Genomic DNA, 17,202 nt, shown 5'->3' with positions numbered 1-17,202 from the left:
TCCTCTTGTTCTTTTGGATTGGGCGGTCAGATACGGCAGATCACTTGAAGCAGATGTCTGCCCATTTCTCGACCGACAACGGGCCTTTGATGGTCTGCTGCAGAATCACGCCCGGGCGGCTGGCTTCAAAGCGATAGGCGGTGCCGAGCGGCAACAGGCACTGATGACCGCGCTTGAGCAACACGTAGCCCATCGGTTTGCCCGCCGGCATTTCACCGGCCAGGTGCGTGCCCTCGCCGGCTTGCAACGGCGCATCGAGCTTGAGGAAGTCCACCCGCACTTCACCGTCCATGACGATGGCGAACTCGTCGTGCGCGGCGGTGTACCAGGGCGACTGGCCTTCGGCGCGCAGGGTTTCGACGACGTAGCCGAGGTTGAAACCGACCACGACCTTTTCATAAGGGCCAGAAAGATCGGCCACTTCGAAAATGTTGGAAAAGGCGTAGTGACTGGCCTGGCCGCTGATGATTTCAACCGACCCTTTGGTGTAGTTGTCCAGCGAGCCGAAGACCGTTTCGATTGCAGCGCTACTCATGGTTTTCACCGTTTTGTTGTTGTAGTAACAGTGAGCCAACAGTACGTCGCACCCGCTCTGCGAACAATTAGAGGACCGGCGACAACAGTGTTTGCGAAACGCAAACACTGAAGCCAGCGCAATACTTGTGGGAGCGGGCTTGCTCGCGAAGAGGACCTGTCAGTTGAGCCAATTGGCGACTGACACACCGCCTTCGCGAGCAAGCCCGCTCCCACAGGGTTCGCGTATTGGCTCAACGGACCCAGCCACGCTCCAGCAGGGGCTTGTCCCAGCATGGCTCTTCGCCGAAGTTGTCCACCAGAAAGTCGATCAACGTACGCACTTTCAAGGCCCGGCGCTGGGTGGCGGGATACACCGCCGAAAAGTTGAAAGAGGACAACCCGTACTCCGGCAGCACCGGAATCAACCGGCCGCTGAGCAAGTCATCGCTGGCCACCAGGGTCGGCAGGCAGACAATGCACACACCGGTCTGTGCGTAATCGCGCAGCAAATGCACGGAGTTGGAACGCACCTGGCCCGGCAGGCTCAGCTCCACTTGCTCGTCGTCACGGCTGAAGATCCAGCGGTTGCGCGACGGATAGCCTTCATACAAGGCGATCTTGTGTTGCAACAGTTCCTGGGGATGGGTGGGCACGCCAAACTCGTCGGCGTAATCAGGCGACATGCAGAACAATCGGCGCACGCTGAACAGCTTGCGCTCGATCAGGGTTTCGGCCATCGGCGGGAACATCTGGAACGCCACATCGAAACCTTCTTCGATGGGGTCCACCACCCGGTCATTGACGATCACGTCCACTTCGATGTCCGGGTACAAGCGCGTGAACTCGGCCAGCATTCGGCCGAAGTGACCGATGGCGAAGCCCGGCAGCATCTGCACGCGCAGCTTGCCGGTGGGTTTGGCCCGCAGTTCACGCATGTGTTCGGTCAGCGAATTGAAACCCGCGACCATGTCCGCACATTCCTTGTAGTAGGTCTCGCCTACTTCGGAGAGCCGCACATGGCGGGTGCTGCGATGGAACAACGGCGCATTGATGAACTGTTCCAGCTGCTGAATGCGGTGGGTGATCACCGAACGAGTCACCCCCAGTTGCTGGGCCGCCTTGGCGAAGTTACCGGTTTCGGCCACCCGCACAAAGGCTTCGACACTGAGTAAACGATCCATGGGCAGGTTCTCTGGATGCTTTTGTTCTTATAGGAACAGCGAGGTTAGCCTGTCGGCACCTCGCACTCCAGATCCCGGGCGAAAACCTGCCTGTAGGAGCGAGCTTGCTCCGGGCGGCGTTCCGACGATGGACCTGAGAACACCGCGGGGTGTCAGGTACCCAGCGTTTTCGTTAACGTCCATCGCGAGCGAGCTCGCTCCTACAGGTCATGGCCGGGGCGCAGCGGACAACCGCCGCTGCATCGGGAAAACCTGCCAGCCCAGGCGTTCGCTGATCAGTCCCCACACCCCTTGCGGAGCCTTGAGCATCATCACCACCGCGACCACGCCAAGAATGATCATGTACACCGCGCCGTACTGCGCCAGGCAGCCGCGCAACACGAAGTAAATCAGCGTGCCAATCAACGGTCCTTCGAGGGTGCCGATGCCGCCGATGATCACGATAAAGATCACCACCGCCGTCCAGTCCTGCAGGTTGAACGCGGCGTCCGGGGATATGCGCAGTTTTTGCAGGAAGATCAGCGCCCCGACCACCCCCGTGCAACCGGCGGCCAGTACGTAGACCATCAATTTAGTGCGGAACGTATCGACACCGAGGCTGCCGGACGCCGGTTCAGAATCACGAATCGATGCCAGTGCCAGGCCCTGACGCGAGCGCAGCAGAAAAAACACCACTGCCACGGTGGCAATGGCGATGGCCAGTGCGGTGAAATAGATCAGCGTTTCGCGCCCGTCCCGGTCATTGCCGATCTGCCGCACAATCGCCGCCGGCAGGCTTTGCCCGGAACCGCCACCCAGGCTGCTCATCTGCGCCAGGCCCAAACGGAAGACCTCCGCCACCACCCAGGTACCGATGGCGAAATAGGCGCCACGCAGACGAAACACGATCAGCGCCGTGGGAATCGCCAGCAATGCCACCAACACGCCAGAGAGCAATACCGCGACCAAGGGCGGCACTCCGAATTGGCTCGCCAGCATGAACAGCAGATAGCCGCCCAGACCGACGAAGGCCTGCTGCCCTACCGAGACCATGCCGGCGTAGCCCGCCAGCAAGTTCCACATTTGCGCCAACGCCAGGTAATAGGCGAACTCCACCACCAGGCGCAGGCTCGCCCGGTCGGCCCACAAGGGTGCACTGAGCAGGATCAATACGCACAGGCCCAGCAACGAAAGGCCGATGGTGCTGCTGGTGGTCGTGCGTTGTACGCGAAACCTAAGCGCTGGGTTGTTCAAGGCATTCATCAGTCGACACTCCGGGGAAACAGGCCACGCGGGCGCAGGACCAGGATCAGCAGGAACACAAGATGACCGGCGAGGATTTGCCAGCCGGGATCGATTTTTGCCCCCAGGGATTGCGCAACGCCGAGAATCACCCCGCCGGCCAACGTGCCCCACAGGCTGCCCAAACCACCGATGATCACCGCTTCGAAACCGTACAACAGCCGCGCCGGTCCCACGGTGGGGTCGAAGCTGGTGCGAATCGCCAGAAACACCCCGGCAATCGACACCACGGCCATCGCCAGCGCCATGGCCAGGCCGAAGATGTGCGCATTGTTGACCCCCATCAGCCGTGCGGTGTGCTGGTCATCGGAGGTGGCGCGAAACGCCCGGCCCAACGATGTCTTGTAGAACAGCAATTGCAGGCCGCCGATGATCAGCAGCGCACTGCAGAACACGATCAGCGGCATCACGCCGACGCTCAGGCTGCCAATGCCGACGCTGGCTACCTCAAGATCACCCTGAGCGAGTTTCTGGCTGTCGGCACTGAAGAATTCCAGCAGCACGTTCTGCACGATGATCGACAGACCGAAGGTCACCAGCAATGGCGGCAGGATGTCCTGGCCCAACGTCCGGTTGAGCAACAGCCGTTGCAACAGGTAGCCGAAACAGAACATCAGCGGCACCACGATCAGCAAGCTCGCCAACGGGCTGAACCCCAGGTGATTGACCACCAGCAGCGCCATGTACGACGCCAGAACGATGAAGTCGCCGTGGGCGATATTGACCAGGCGCATGATGCCGAACATCAACGACAACCCCACCGCGAACATCGCGTACAGGCCGCCGAGCAACATGCCTTGAAGCAAAGTATTGAGCCATTCCATCACTAGATCCCGAAATACGCGGCTTTGATTTGTGCTTTGTCCGCATCCCCAGGCTGACCGGTCAGGTACACGCGCCCTTCCTGGAAGCAGTAGAAGCGGTCACACACACTCAGTGCCTGATTGATGTCTTGCTCGACGAGAATCACCGTGGTGCCGTCGGCCTTGATCGAGGGCAGCGCAGCGTAGATGTCCTTGATCGTCGTCGGCGCCAGGCCCAGGCTGATTTCGTCGCACAACAGCAGATGCGGGTTGGCCATCAGGCCCCGGCCAATCGCTACCATTTGCTGTTGGCCGCCGGACAGCGCGGTGCCGGGACGCTTGCGCAGTTTTTCCAGCACCGGGAATAGCTGATAGATGCGTTTCAACGTCCACGGTCCCGGGCGTTTGCTGTAGGCACCGATCAACAGGTTTTCTTCGACCGTCAGCGAGGGGAACAGCTTGCGGCCTTCCGGCACCAGCGCGATGCCCCGCTCCAACACCTGATTGGCCGCCAGGTCACCGATGGCCTGGCCTTTGAAGTGGATGGCGCCGGGCTGGTTCTTGATCAGCCCGGCCAACGAGCGCAGGAACGTCGACTTGCCCGCGCCGTTGGAACCGATGATCGCCACGGTTTCACCGGCATCAAGGGTCAGGCTGATGTCGAACAACGCTTGAAAGTCGCCGTAACCGGCACAGAGTTTTTCAATGGTCAGCATGCGTCAGCTCCCGATTCCCATGTAGATGTCCTGGACCCGAGGGTCGGCCATGACACTGCGCGGCTCGCCTTCGGCCAGTTTGGCGCCGAAGTTGATCACCGTCAGGCGACTGACCACCGCCAGCAAGGCATGCACGATGTGCTCGATCCAGATGATGGCGACACCGGACTTATGGATGCCCTGAATGGTTTCCACCAGTGCCAGGCATTCCGGTTCGGTCAGGCCACCGGCAATTTCGTCGAGTAGCAACAGGCGCGGCCGGGTCGACAAGGCCCGGGCCATTTCCAGGCGTTTGCGGTCGAGCAAGGTCAGTGAGCCGGCCAGCACGTTGGCCTTGCGCATCAAGCCGGTGAGCTCCAATGTTTGCGCACACCACTGACTGGCTTCCTTGTCCCGCAACCGCGCACCAAAGGTCGCGCCCACCAGCAGGTTCTCGAACACGGTCATTTTCACGAACGGGTGCGGGATCTGGTGGGAACGGCCGATGCCTTGCTGGCAGCGCTTGAACACCGGTTCTCGGGTGACGTTGCGGCCCTCGAAATGAATCGTGCCTTTGTCCGCCGCGACGCCACCGGCGATCAGGTTGAACAGCGTGCTTTTACCTGCACCGTTGGGCCCGATGATGCCCAGGGCCTCGCCCGGTTGCAGGGTCAAGTCGATTGCGTCCGTGACCTTCACCTGGCCGTAGCTTTTGTGCACATCGCTCATTTGTAGAAGTGGTTGTTGCATGGTGCACCCGTGTCCTGTTGCGCGATCAATACGTAATGGCCTGCATCTCGCCACCCAACGGAATCGCTGGTGCGGTGGCATTGCTGGTCACGATCAGGTCGTATTTGTTGTCCTTGCCCAGGCGCCACTGGCCGCTGACCAGAGGCGTCTTGGCGACGTTTTTCACCGGTCCGCCATTCCAGTTGATCGGGCCGACCACGGTGTTGAGGTTGGTCTTGAGCAAGGCATCGCGGACTGCTTGGGCGTTGCCGATTTCTTCGGTGCGCTTGAGGATGTCCACGGCCAGTTCGAACAGGGCATGCACGAACCCCAACGGTTGCGTCCACTGCTTGCCGGTCGCCTGGGTAAAACCCTGGGCCAGTTGCCCGGCGCTGGCGCCGGTCAATGACGAGCTGAACGGATGCGTCGGGCTCCACCAGATTTCGGTCGACAGGTTGTTGCCGGCCTTGCCCAGTGCCTCGACTGCCGTCGGGAACAACAATGCCTTGCCCACCGACACGGCTTTCGGGTTGAAGCCTTGCTGCCGGGCCTGGGTCCAGAACGTGCTCAGGTCCGGCGGGATGACCACGCCGGTCACGATCTCGACGTCGGCTTTTTTGAACGCGGCAATCTGCGCGGAAAAATCGTCGGTCAGGCTCTGAAAGCGGCCAGGGTCGACCAGTTGAAAGCCCTTTTGCGCCAGTACCGGCGGGAAACCGAGCTTCTGGTCGCCCCACGCATTGCCGTCGCCGTCATTGGGAAAGAGCCCACCGACGATTTTGTTGGACGGCATCGCCCCCCACATGGCGCTGTAGGTACCGATCACATCTTCCAGGCCCCAGAAAAAGTGGTAAGTCCACTCAAAGCCCTGCTCCGGCTTGCCGCCACGGGTAAAGAACCACGGCTGCCACGGCGCCACCGTGGAGATGCACGGAATTTCGTTGATTTCGCATTGGTCGGACACCGGGTTAGTGGTTTCCGGGGTCGACGACACCAGCATCAGATCGACCTGGTCCGAGAGAATCAGCTCGCTCGCCACTTCCGCCGCGCGGTTGGGGTTGGACTGGCTGTCCTTGACGATAACCTCCAGGCGGTAAACCTTGCCGGCCACGGTGATCGAGTTCTTCAAGACTTGCCTGAGCGACTCGATGATGTAGTTGTCGGCTGCCGCAAAGGGCGCCAGCGGCCCGGTCTGCGGGCTGACATAACCGAGCTTGATCACCCGCTCGCTGCCAATGGCAAAGTTGAACGGCAGGCTGGCCAGTGCCACGCCACCGGCAGCAACGCCGGTACTGCGCAGGAAATCACGGCGGGAGAAGTCGCGGCCAAACAGGTTTTTATCGTTATTGTCTGTCATGTAAGTACTCCAAAAGCCTGGACGAACAGGGTCGCCACGTGTGGCCGGGCCATCACGCAGGGTCAGGGGTAAACCGGAGAAATCCGTTTAGAAGAAGAAACTGACGTCGAAAGACGCAACCACTTGCGAATCCTTTTCGCCGTCGGCATAGGCATCGCGGCCGGGGCCTGAGTGGATGTCGTAGCGCAGTTCCGGGCGCAGGCGCACGTTGGGTGTCGGCGTCCAGGCCAGGTTGGTGGTCACACCGTAGAAACTGCCCCAGGTCGGATCGGGAATGCCGGTGTGCGGGTCGATATTGGCCATCATCACGTGGACCGGGGCGTCGGTGTAGAACCACTCGGCGCGACTGTTCCACATCAGGTTTTCGCTGAGCTTGTGGTACCAGTTCACGTCCGTGCCATACCAGGTGGCGTCGTTTTTGTTGGCAAACCCGGCGAAAGCGCCCTGCTCCTGCTTGCCGTAATTCAACTCCAGCGCCACGCGGTTGTTCGGATCGATGACCTGCGAAAGCGTCAGGTAAGACGCCAGGCGCTTGTAGTCGTCATCCTTGGTGCCCGCCGGCAGCGGCGAGCCACAACTGCATTCGGCGAAACTGTCGCCAGCGCCATTGCCGTAGATGTTTTCCCAGTCGATCCAGGTGCCGAAGTCCGCCGAGCGCCAGCGTACGTTGGCGATCACGTCCGGCGAGTGATTGGGATCTTGCAGGTTGTTCCAGCCCTGGACCACCCCCAGTTCGAAGCCGAGCATGCTTTCGCCAGGCGCCGAAGGCAGTTTGAACGAGTACAGTGCACCGGCATGTTTGGCCGGGCCGTGCATGAATGAATAGGTGTGCGAGTAGAAGTCAGTCGGCGCCGGGGATGGCAAGGCAAAGCCGATTTCGTTTTCCAGCGGCGTGTGGAATATCCCGACCATCAACTCCGAGCCGCCGAGCACGGGGAAGTAGAAGTTGACGTAAGCCTGGGCGACGGTGAACGCCGGATCTTCAGGCTTGTTGTCGCGGTTGACGCTCAGGTCTTCGTCCCAGCCGTAGGTCTTGAAGAAGCGTGCGTCCTTGCCGTACAGCGCCGTGACGTTGAAACCCCAGTCAGCTTCCTGCGGCATCGCGCCGGGAAACGGTCCCACGCGGCCGATCACATTGCTCTTGGGTTTCTTTTCCACGGCCAGGGCGAACTGGTTGAGGTTCACACCTTCGTCGGTATTGAAGAAGCTTTGCTTGCTGACGTCATCCGTGCCGTTGTTGTTATAGATCACACCGGCCTGAGCCCAGCCGTAGACCTTGATCCCGTGTTCGCGCTCTAGGCTGTCGCCGAACACACTGCGCACCAGCGAGCCCATCGGATCGTCTGCTGCCAGAGCCATAGAGGGAAACAAAACCTCGGCACCCAGAACGGGCGCGACCAGGGTTGCTGCGCAAACCCATGCACGAATACTCATACCTGCCTTCCTTATTTTTATTAGGCGCCAATCCCCCGAAGGGGCATGAGGCCGAAAGCAAGGTATGACGTCTTGATGAGCCCTGGCCCGGGCTCCACTCGATCGTTGGCGGATCGTGGTGTTCGGCGTAATGGAGGCTACAAGTCCACCACTGCACCAACAATTCCATTCTCGGCGACATCAGTGTTTGCGTATTCAGAACAATGCTGGGAGATAGCTGAACCTGTGGCAGCGCCGATCATTGTGGGAGCGAGCTTGCTCGCGATAGCGGTGTATCAGTCAGCAGAGATGTTGAATGTGAAGCCATCATCGCGAGCAAGCTCGCTCCCACAGGGATTTGTGTGGGTAATCGGGCATCTGCGGCAGCGCCGACCATTGTGGGAGCGAGCTTGCTCGCGATAGCGGTGTATCAGTCAGCAGAGATGTTGAATGTGAAGCCATCATCGCGAGCAAGCCCGCTCCCACAGGGATTTGTGTGGGTACTCGGGCATCTGCGGCAGCGCCGACCATTGTGGGAGCGAGCTTGCTCGCGATAGCGGTGTATCAGTCAGCAGAGATGTTGAATGTGAAGCCATCATCGCGAGCAAGCCCGCTCCCACAGGGATTTGTGTGGGTACTCGGGCATCTGCGGCAGCGCCGACCATTGTGGGAGCGAGCTTGCTCGCGATAGCGGTGTATCAGTCAGCAGAGATGTTGAATGTGAAGCCATCATCGCGAGCAAGCCCGCTCCCACAGGGATTTGTGTGGGTACTCGGGCATCTGCGACAACGCCGATCACTGTGGGAGCGAGCTTGCTCGCGATGGCGGTATGTCAGTCGCCGTCTGAGTCAACTGACAGATCTCATTCGCGAGCAAGCCCGCTCCCACAGGGGGATGTGGTGTTAATCAGGCATTGGTGGTCAGTGGATACAGCTGCTCATCAAACTGCGACAACTTCGGAAATACCAGTGGTTGGTCGTCGCTCAAGTGCTGCAAACGCTGGCTGTAATCAACCAGAAATTGCTGGCGCGCCTCTTCACTGATGTACGGCACATGCCAGGCCACGAACGGTTCCAGCACATCGAACCCGACGTAAGCCAGGGTGCCACGCAGGATCGGCCGCAACATGTCCTCCAACGGGCCATGGATCGCACCGTCGCCAAACATGTGTTCACGCCCGCCCAGGGTCACGGTCACCAGTGCCTTCTTCCCCGCCAGACCGCCCTGATCGTAGAAGCGCTTGCCGCCATAGCAGATGCCAGACACCAGCACCCGGTCGATCCAGCCCTTGAGCATGGCCGGGGTGGAGAACCAGAAGATCGGGAAGTTGAGGATCAGCAGGTCGGCCCACAGCAGTTTGTCCAGTTCCGCCTGGATGTCCGCGGCCAGCGACTGGCTCTTCACGCCCAGGCGTTGTTCCAGGGCATAGACCAGGTATTCAGGGTTTTCCCGGGAGGAAAAGTCCGCGTCGCTGGCCACGGGGTTCCAGTTCATTTTGTACAGGTCGCTGACCTGCACTTCGTGGCCCTGGGCTTCGAGGGTGGCAACGGCCTGGTCCCGCAGGGCGGCGGTGAAGGATTGCGGCTCCGGGTGAGCGTGGACGATCAGTACTTTCATGGTGGTTCCTTAGACTTGTTCCAGCGAATCGATTGAAGGTGTGGAGTAGCAACATCGTGGGTGATGAACAGTTTGAATCGCCAACCGTCACACCTGGATCGCCTTCACTTCGACGAACTCGTTCAGTCCCTCCTCACCCCATTCACGACCGTTACCCGACTGTTTGTAGCCACCGAACGGCGCCTGGTAATTGAACGCCGCGCCGTTGAGGAAGCACTGACCGGCGCGCAGCTGCCGCCCCAGGTGCAAGGCGCGCTCGGCACTGCCGGCCCAGACGCCGCTGGACAGGCCGAACGGCGAGTCGTTGGCGATCTGGATCGCTTGCGCCTCATCGGTGTAGGGAATCAGGCACAGCACCGGGCCGAAGATTTCTTCCTGGGCGATGCGCATGCGGTTGTCGACATCGGCGAACAGCGTCGGGCTGACATAGAAGCCGCGTTCGAAGGTCGACGGCGTGTCACCGCCGCACAGCAGCCGTGCGCCTTCCTGTTGGCCAACCTTGATGTAGTCGAGCACGGTGCGTTTTTGCCCGGCCGAACACATCGGGCCGAGGAAGCTTTGTGGGTCGAGGGGATCGCCCATGCGCAGGCTCAGGGTTTCCGCCAGCGCCAGTTCCACGGCCTCGGCGTAACGGCTGGCCGGCAGCAGCATGCGGGTCAGCGCGGTGCAGGTCTGGCCGGAGTTGATCATCACGTCCTGCACGCCGTAGCGCACAGCCGCTGCCAGGTCGGCATCTTCGGCGATCAGCAACGGCGACTTGCCGCCCAGTTCCAGGCACACCCGCTTGACCGAAGGCGCCGCCGCTTGGGCGACACGAACGCCAGCGCCGGTGGAACCGGTAAACGACACCATGTCCACGTCCGGGTGTTTGGCCAGCGCTTCGCCGACTTTCGACCCTGGCCCGCTGACCAGGTTGAACACACCGGCCGGCAGGCCGATGTCCTCGATCATTTGCGCCAGCAGGAAGGCATGCAGCGGGGTTTCCTGGCTCGGCTTGACCACCACCGTGCAACCGGCGGCCAACGCTGGAGCGAGTTTGCCGATCAACTGGTGCAGCGGGTAATTCCACGGGTTGATGAACGCGCAGACACCCACGGCCTCGCGGATCACCAGCGAGTTGCCGACTTCGCGCACTTCGTCCATGAGATGAGCCAGTTCGACGTACTGCTCAAGGCCAGTGATCGGCCCGTCGACCTGCACCGAACGGCACCATTGCACCGGCATGCCCAGTTCAGTGGTGATGACCGCGGCCATCTCATCGGCACGATTGCGCAGTTGATCGGCCAGGGCGCGGATGTAACCGGCACGCACGCTGGACGGTGTACGCGACCATGCGTCGAACGCCCGGCGTGCAGCCGCCACGGCGTTTTCGACATCGAGTTCATCACCCAGTGGAACGCTGCCGCACACTTCTTCGGTGGCCGGGTTGATCACCTCGGCGATGCCCTGCCCCGACGGAGTTTGCCAGCGACCATCAATAAACAGTGTCTTGTGATTAAGCATGAACCTGGGCCTCCATCAATTCTTGAGCACAACGGGCAATGCGCTGGCAGGCATCGCGCAGCGGTTCGGCGCCGACCACCAGGCCGAGGCGAATATGCCCCGCCGCGCTCGGACCAAAGGCCTCGCCCGCCAGGACCGACACGCCGTGGCGATCCAGCAGACGGTCGGCAAACGCCTGGGCGCTGAGCCCGGTCTGGCGGATATCGAGCATCACGAACATCCCGCCATCGGGTTTCAACGCCCGCACGCCGGGGCAATCGGCCAGGCTGTCGCACACCAGATCACGACGCTGGCGATAGGCTTCGCGCATGGCTTCGAGTTCCGGCAAGTTGCTTTCCAGGGCCACCACGGCAGCGTCCTGAATGAAATCCGGCGAGCCGTAGAGCATGCACAACGCGAGGTTTTCCAGGTGCGCGGCCAGGGATGGCGGCGCCACCACCCAGCCGACGCGCCAGCCGGTCATGGCGTGGGATTTCGACAGGCTGTTGAGGGTCGCGGTGCGCTCGGCCATGCCCGGCAGGCTCGCCGGGCTGACATGTTCGCCTTCGAACAGCAATTCGCTGTAGACCTCATCGGAAATCAGCCACAGGTCGTGGCCGATGCACAACTCAGCCAAGGCAGCCCAGGTGCTGCGCGGCAGACTCGCGCCGGACGGGTTGTGCGGGCTGTTCAGTGCCAGCGCCCGGGTGCGCGGGGTGATGCGCGCGGCGACATCTTCGGGCAACACGCGAAAACCGTTTTCCGAGCGCACCGGCACCGGCACCACCACGGCGCCGCAGGCACCGAACACCGCTTCGTAGGTGACGTACATCGGTTCGGCGACTATCACTTCGTCACCGGGATTGAGCACGCATTGGGCCACGCTGAACAGCGCACATTGCGCCCCGGCCAGCACGGTGACCTGATCGGCCGAAATGGATTGACCGCTGCGTTGTTGATGACGCCTGGCGATGGCTTCACGCAGGGCACGCTTGCCGCGCACCTCGGCATAGTGAGTGTTGCCGCTCAGCAGGCTGTCGATGGCGCCCTGCACGATAGGCTGTGGCGTGTCGAAATCCGGATCGCCCACGGACAACAGCAGAATGTCTTCACCCTGCTCGCGCAGCGCCAGGGCGCGGTAGTGAATGTCCCACGCGGCGGCGCCGTCGCCGGCGATACGTTGAGTCAGATCGGAAAAGCGCATGGCTTCATCCCCTTAAAGTGCAAATCAATGCGCACAGGCATGCTTGAGTTCGATCAAGGTCACGCCGTTACGCTTGAAGCCTTGACGCAGGTCGGTCTGCAACTCGGCCAGGCTTTGCGGCTGAGTCACGGCGCAGCCGAAGGCACGAGCGAGGGCGGCGAAATCCGGATTGCGTGGCAATACGCCGATGGGTTCGATATCCAGGCCGATCATGTCGTCGCGGATTTGCCCCAGCGCGTCGTTGTTCCACAGCAGCACCACCAGCGGGCTGTCCAGTTCTTCAACAGCCGTGGCCAGTTCCTGGGCGGTGTAGAGGAAACCACCGTCGCCCACCAGCACCAGGCCCGGCCGCTGCGGCGCGCCGAACTTGGCGCCGATGCCGGCCGGCAGGCCATAACCCAAGGTGCCGTAGCCGGTCGGGTGCAGCCAGCTGCGAATGGCCAGGCTGTCGAAGGCGTAGTTGCCGGTGTAGGCCAGTTGGGTCATGTCGGTGCTGATGAACGCGTTGTCCGGTAGCTCTGCGGCGATACGGTCGAGAATCGATTGATGGATCGACTGCAACGGGCCATGGCTGGCCTTGACCGACTCACGCAGTGCGGCAACCGAGGCAGTGGCTGCGCCGGCGTCGCGTACGTCGGATGGCAGGCGCTCAAGCACACCGCTGAGGGTTTGTTGTGCATCGCCGTGCAAGGCAACCGCGCACGGATAAAAGTCGTTGAACTTGCGTGGGTCGATGTCGACCCGCAGCAGTTCGCCACTGAGCGGCAGGCGTTCACGCCAGTAGTCGGTATCGGCCATTTCGGTGCCGACCGCGAGCACCACGTCGGCCTCGGCAATCAGGTTCCAGCCCGGCTCTACACACAGGGATGAGCCAGCGTTGAGCGGCGCGTCCGGCGGCAGCAGGCCCTTGCCGGCAACGCTGGTGAACAGCGGCGCAGCGAGCCGGGTGCTGATGTCTTGCAGTTGCGCAACGGCATTCAGCGCACCGCCACCGGCGATGATCATTGGTCGCTTGGCAGCCTTCAGTTTGGCCACGGCTTGATCGATGGCAATGGCGGATGCCGGGCCACGACCCGGGCGACGCACCACCTCATTGCTCCAGTCACGGGCAATCGGCGCCGACAAGACGTCCAGCGGCACCGAGATGTGCACCGGGCGCGGGCGCTCGCTGTCGAACACCGCGTAGGCACGGGCAATCAGTTCCGGCAGGTCTTCGGCGGTCAGCGCCACGGCGGAGAACGCGGTGATCGGCGCGGTCATCGCCCGTTGATCCTGACACTCGTGCAGGCTGCCCCAGCCCTTGCCCAGGCTGGCGCTGTGGTTGACGCTGGAAATCACCAGCATCGGAATCGAGTCGGCGTAGGCCTGGCCAATGCCGGTGGCGGCGTTGGTCACGCCGGGACCGGTGATGACGAAGCACACGCCGGGTTTGCCGCTGACCCGGGCATAGCCGTCGGCCATGAAACTGGCGCCTTGTTCATGACGGGTCAAGACGTGGCGGATGCCGCTGCCGGGCAAGCCGCGATACAGCTCCAGGGTGTGTACGCCGGGGATGCCGAACACGGTATCGACGCCGTAGTTGGCCAACAGACGCACCAGGGCCTGGCCACCGGTCAAGGTTTTGCTTTGCATATTCATGTCCTCACTCCTGGCCGAGGCGAATCAACGCATCGACCGCAGTCGTGCCTTGGGCACCGACCAACAATGGGTTCACATCGAGTTCCAGCAGGTGTCCGGCGTTCTCGCAGGCGTAGTCCGCCACCGCGCGGATGGCCGTGACCAAGGCGTCCAGGTCTGCGGACTCGCGACCACGGAAACCTTGCAGCAACGGTGCGCTGCGCAAGCTGAGCAAGGCGTTGCGGATCGCTCCGTCGGTGGTCGGCAGCAACAGGCTGCGACTGTCCTTGAGCAACTCCACCAGAATGCCGCCGGCACCGATCACCAGCGCGAGGCCGAAATCGTTTTCGCGCTTGATGCCGACAATCAGCTCAGCCAGTGGCGGCTTGGCCATGGGTTCGAGTAACAGTTGATCGAAGGCTACGCCCGGGGCGTAAGCGGCAATGCTGCTGCGCATCTTCTCCAGTGCAGCGCTCAATCCCGCGCCGTCCTTGAGGTTCAACGCCACGGCACCAGCCTCGGTCTTGTGTGGCAGTTGGGCGCTGACCGCTTTGAGTACCAGCGGATAGCCCAGGGTTTCGGCGTCCTTCAGGGCCTTGTCCGGGGTGCTCAAAACGCCGTTGGGCGTCGGCAGGCCAAAGGCTTTTAACGCCTGTTTGGAATCCCATTCATTGAGCAAGCGTCCCTCGCCTTCCAGCGCTTGCGGGCACAACGGCACCAGCGCCGATTCGCCCAGCGCCAGCAACGCCTGACGGTTGCGTTGATAACCGGCGATGCGCCCCCACGCGGCCAACCCGTCTTCAACGCCCTGCAGGGCCGCGACGCCTTGGGCGTGCAGACGCTCGCGGGCATGGGCCGGCAGCAGATCGGGAAAGGCCGAGGTGACAAAACCGGTCTTGCCGTGGCGTTGCAGAGCCGCGCAGTACAACTCCAGCAGCAGGTCGCATTCCTTGCGCTCGCCGGTGAACTCCGACGGGTAGTCGAGCACCAGCATGGCAGCGTCGGCTTCGGTGCGTAGCGCGCTGTCGAGCATGCGGTTCAAGGCTACGCCGTCACCCCAGATCGCGGTGGTGAAATCCAGCGGGTTGACCAGGTTGGCGTAGGTCGGCAGCACTTGCGCGAGTTCGCCGACCTGCCCTTGATCGAGTTTCGGCAGGCCCAGCTCGTTACGTTCGGCATAGTCGGCAATCAGCCCGGCGTCGCCACCGGAACAGGCCAGCGCGATCAGGCTGTTGCCCGCCGGCAGGTTGCCGCAGGCGGCGGCCTTGAGGGTTTCGACAAAACTCACCGGGCCACTGACGCGGATCACCCCGAGACGATCGAACAGTGCGTCGTACAGCGCATCGGAGCCGGACAGCGAGCTGGTGTGACTCAAGGCCAGTTCGGCGCCGATCTGTGACACACCGGTTTTCAGGGCGATGATCGGGATGCCCTTCTCCAGCGCCTTGTGCGCGGCGCGGGCAAAACCCGGCACGTTCTTCAAGCCTTCCAGATGCAGGCCGATGGCGGTGACGCGCGGCTCGTCGAGCAACACGTCCATCAGTTCAGCCACGCCCAGTTGCGCCTGATTGCCCACCGAGGCCATGTAGGCCACCGGCAGCGAGCGGTCGCTCATGGACAGGTTGTAGGCGAAGTTGCCGCTCTGGGTCAGCACCGCCACGCCCTTCTCCACCGCTTTGCCGCCATGGGCCACCGGCCACAGCGCGGAGCTGTGCAGGTAGTCGAGCAGGCCGTAGCAGTTGGGGCCGAGCAAGGCCATGTCGCCAGCGGCCTTGAGCAGTTGCTGTTGCAGGGCCTGGCCTTCGACGCCGGTCTCGGCGAAGCCGGAGGCGTAGCAGATCGCCCCGCCCGCGCCGATGGCCGCCAGTTCGGCGACGCAGGTCAGGGTCAGTTCACGGTTGGTGGCGATGAATACCGCATCGGGCCCGCATGGCAGGTCGGCGATGTTGCGTACACACGGCACGCCTTCGAGGCTGTCGTGCTGCGGATTGACCAGCCACATTTGCCCTTGGTAGCCGCCCTCGGCACAGCGCTTGAGGGCGCGCGCCATGCTGCGGCCGCCGACGAACGCCACGTGTTGCGGCGCGAGCATGCGTTTGAGGTTGTCACGAATGGTTTGGGACATGGGAATTCTCCGGGCCGATCAGCGCAGCAGCGGCCGCAGCAGCTCGCGGGAAATGATGTGGCGCTGGATTTCCGAAGTGCCTTCCCAGATCCGTTCGATCCGCGCGTTGCGCCAGATGCGCTCCACCGGACCTTCGTCCATCAGGCCCATGCCGCCGAATATCTGCACCGCTTCATCGGCGGTACGCCCGAGCACTTCACTGGCGAACAGCTTGGCCATGCCGGCCTCGCCATCGGTCATGGTGCCCTGATCCATTTTCCAGGCGGTGTGCAGGGTCAGCAGTTCGGCGGCGCGGATTTGCGTGGCCATGTCGGCCAATTTGAACGACACGCCCTGGTAAGTACCGATCGGCTGGCCGAATTGCTTGCGGTCCGCCGCCCATTGCAAGGACACGTCCAGTGCGCGCTGGGCCTGACCGACGCAGTTGGCCGCGACCATCACGCGCCCGGCGGTCAGCCAGGCGTTGGCCACCTCCCAACCCTTGCCGACTTCGCCCAACACTTTGCTGGCCGGCACGCGGCAGTCGTCGAAGAACATTTCGAAGGTGTGATAACCCCGGTTGCTCACGCACTTGGGTCCACGGCGGATGGTCATGCCCGGGGTGTTGCGGTCGACCAGGAACGAGGTCACGGCGTTGCGCTTTTTACCGTTGTGTTCATAGGTGTCGGTCACGGCGAAGACGATGGCGAAATCGGCATGGCCGGCGTGGCTGATGAAATGCTTGCTGCCGTTGAGAACGAAGTCGTCGCCCTCACGCACGGCGCGGGTCTTGATCGCATTGGCGTCGGAACCGGCGCCCGGTTCGGTCAGGGCGAAGCAGTCGATTTTTTCGCCCTGGATGCTCGGCAACAGGTAGTCGTTGATCTGGTCGCCGGTGCAGGCCATGAGGATTTTCGATGGTCGTGCGACGAACACGTGCAGCGCCCAGGACACCTTGGACAGTTCACGTTCGATCAGCGCCTGGGACAGGTAATCCAGGCCGCCACCACCCACTTCTTCGGGCATGTTGAAGGCGTAGAAACCGGCGGCAATCGCCTTGCCGCGAATCTGTGCCGCCAGTTCCGGGGAGACCTCGTCGGCGCGGTCGACTTGCTCTTCATAGGGCAGCAGTTCCTTCTCGACGAAGCTGCGTACCGAGTCCACCAACATTTCTTGTTCTTGGGTCAGTTGGAAATTCATGCT

General features: G+C 62.1%; 14 protein-coding genes. All 14 read right to left on the bottom strand.

The window, feature by feature from the left end; all coding sequences use genetic code 11:
• Positions 1–40 precede the first annotated feature (40 nt).
• The gene (locus KGB28_RS28295) at positions 41–535 is read right to left on the bottom strand and encodes a hydroxyquinol 1,2-dioxygenase (protein WP_223448819.1); all 495 of its coding nucleotides are present in this window, start codon (positions 533–535) and stop codon (positions 41–43) included.
• Between the two features lie 232 nt (positions 536–767).
• A complete protein-coding gene (locus tag KGB28_RS28290; RefSeq protein WP_223448818.1) occupies positions 768–1,697 on the bottom strand; it encodes a LysR family transcriptional regulator in 930 nt (309 codons plus the stop codon).
• Between the two features lie 207 nt (positions 1,698–1,904).
• Positions 1,905–2,939 (bottom strand): branched-chain amino acid ABC transporter permease, encoded by a 1,035-nt coding sequence (locus KGB28_RS28285; protein WP_223448817.1) that lies wholly within the window; start codon positions 2,937–2,939, stop codon positions 1,905–1,907.
• Positions 2,939–3,802 carry a branched-chain amino acid ABC transporter permease gene (locus KGB28_RS28280; protein WP_223448816.1) on the bottom strand — a complete coding sequence of 288 codons (864 nt, stop codon included), beginning with the start codon at positions 3,800–3,802 and terminating at the stop codon, positions 2,939–2,941. Before KGB28_RS28280 ends, KGB28_RS28285 begins: the two co-directional genes overlap by 1 nt.
• Before the next feature lie 2 nt (positions 3,803–3,804).
• Positions 3,805–4,497: an ABC transporter ATP-binding protein gene (locus KGB28_RS28275; protein ID WP_223448815.1), complete on the bottom strand. Its 693-nt coding sequence runs from the start codon at positions 4,495–4,497 to the stop codon at positions 3,805–3,807.
• Positions 4,498–4,500: 3 nt separating this feature from the next.
• Positions 4,501–5,226: an ABC transporter ATP-binding protein gene (locus KGB28_RS28270; RefSeq protein ID WP_223448814.1), complete on the bottom strand. Its 726-nt coding sequence runs from the start codon at positions 5,224–5,226 to the stop codon at positions 4,501–4,503.
• 25 nt (positions 5,227–5,251) lie between these two features.
• Complete coding sequence (locus KGB28_RS28265; RefSeq protein ID WP_223448813.1) at positions 5,252–6,562, bottom strand: ABC transporter substrate-binding protein; 1,311 nt, start codon at positions 6,560–6,562, stop codon at positions 5,252–5,254.
• Between the two features lie 87 nt (positions 6,563–6,649).
• Positions 6,650–7,996, bottom strand: coding sequence for an outer membrane beta-barrel protein (locus tag KGB28_RS28260; protein WP_223448812.1), 1,347 nt, complete (start codon positions 7,994–7,996; stop codon positions 6,650–6,652).
• A gap of 885 nt (positions 7,997–8,881) precedes the next feature.
• The gene (locus KGB28_RS28255; protein ID WP_223448811.1) at positions 8,882–9,592 is read right to left on the bottom strand and encodes an NAD(P)H-dependent oxidoreductase; all 711 of its coding nucleotides are present in this window, start codon (positions 9,590–9,592) and stop codon (positions 8,882–8,884) included.
• A gap of 87 nt (positions 9,593–9,679) precedes the next feature.
• Complete coding sequence (locus tag KGB28_RS28250; RefSeq protein WP_223448810.1) at positions 9,680–11,095, bottom strand: aldehyde dehydrogenase family protein; 1,416 nt, start codon at positions 11,093–11,095, stop codon at positions 9,680–9,682.
• Positions 11,088–12,278, bottom strand: a complete 1,191-nt coding sequence (locus tag KGB28_RS28245; protein WP_223448809.1) for a pyridoxal phosphate-dependent aminotransferase — start codon at positions 12,276–12,278, stop codon at positions 11,088–11,090. The genes KGB28_RS28250 and KGB28_RS28245 overlap by 8 nt, the downstream gene beginning before the upstream one ends.
• Before the next feature lie 24 nt (positions 12,279–12,302).
• Entirely contained in the window at positions 12,303–13,910 is a 1,608-nt protein-coding gene (locus tag KGB28_RS28240; protein WP_223448887.1) for a 5-guanidino-2-oxopentanoate decarboxylase, read from the bottom strand.
• Between the two features lie 10 nt (positions 13,911–13,920).
• On the bottom strand, positions 13,921–16,020 hold the full coding sequence (locus tag KGB28_RS28235; protein ID WP_223448808.1) for an acetate--CoA ligase family protein: 2,100 nt from the start codon (positions 16,018–16,020) through the stop codon (positions 13,921–13,923).
• Positions 16,021–16,038: 18 nt separating this feature from the next.
• On the bottom strand, positions 16,039–17,199 hold the full coding sequence (locus tag KGB28_RS28230) for an acyl-CoA dehydrogenase family protein (RefSeq protein ID WP_223448807.1): 1,161 nt from the start codon (positions 17,197–17,199) through the stop codon (positions 16,039–16,041).
• Positions 17,200–17,202 lie beyond the last annotated feature (3 nt).

Source organism: Pseudomonas sp. BF-R-19, from assembly GCF_019956445.1.
Lineage (GTDB): Bacteria > Pseudomonadota > Gammaproteobacteria > Pseudomonadales > Pseudomonadaceae > Aquipseudomonas > Aquipseudomonas fluorescens_BH.
Note: the sequence above shows the minus strand (reverse complement) of the source record. Positions and strands in the feature narration are given on the sequence as shown.

Excerpts from the sequence above, each read along its gene's own strand:
- KGB28_RS28230 (WP_223448807.1), bottom strand. The coding sequence starts at position 17,199 with ATGAATTTCCAACTGACCCAAGAACAAGAAATGTTGGTGGACTCGGTA.
- KGB28_RS28290 (WP_223448818.1), bottom strand. The coding sequence starts at position 1,697 with ATGGATCGTTTACTCAGTGTCGAAGCCTTTGTGCGGGTGGCCGAAACC.
- KGB28_RS28270 (WP_223448814.1), bottom strand. The coding sequence starts at position 5,226 with ATGCAACAACCACTTCTACAAATGAGCGATGTGCACAAAAGCTACGGC.
- KGB28_RS28235 (WP_223448808.1), bottom strand. The coding sequence starts at position 16,020 with ATGTCCCAAACCATTCGTGACAACCTCAAACGCATGCTCGCGCCGCAA.
- KGB28_RS28245 (WP_223448809.1), bottom strand. The coding sequence starts at position 12,278 with ATGCGCTTTTCCGATCTGACTCAACGTATCGCCGGCGACGGCGCCGCC.
- KGB28_RS28250 (WP_223448810.1), bottom strand. The coding sequence starts at position 11,095 with ATGCTTAATCACAAGACACTGTTTATTGATGGTCGCTGGCAAACTCCG.
- KGB28_RS28295 (WP_223448819.1), bottom strand. The coding sequence starts at position 535 with ATGAGTAGCGCTGCAATCGAAACGGTCTTCGGCTCGCTGGACAACTAC.
- KGB28_RS28275 (WP_223448815.1), bottom strand. The coding sequence starts at position 4,497 with ATGCTGACCATTGAAAAACTCTGTGCCGGTTACGGCGACTTTCAAGCG.
- KGB28_RS28255 (WP_223448811.1), bottom strand. The coding sequence starts at position 9,592 with ATGAAAGTACTGATCGTCCACGCTCACCCGGAGCCGCAATCCTTCACC.
- KGB28_RS28265 (WP_223448813.1), bottom strand. The coding sequence starts at position 6,562 with ATGACAGACAATAACGATAAAAACCTGTTTGGCCGCGACTTCTCCCGC.
- KGB28_RS28280 (WP_223448816.1), bottom strand. The coding sequence starts at position 3,802 with ATGGAATGGCTCAATACTTTGCTTCAAGGCATGTTGCTCGGCGGCCTG.
- KGB28_RS28260 (WP_223448812.1), bottom strand. The coding sequence starts at position 7,996 with ATGAGTATTCGTGCATGGGTTTGCGCAGCAACCCTGGTCGCGCCCGTT.
- KGB28_RS28240 (WP_223448887.1), bottom strand. The coding sequence starts at position 13,910 with ATGCAAAGCAAAACCTTGACCGGTGGCCAGGCCCTGGTGCGTCTGTTG.
- KGB28_RS28285 (WP_223448817.1), bottom strand. The coding sequence starts at position 2,939 with ATGAATGCCTTGAACAACCCAGCGCTTAGGTTTCGCGTACAACGCACG.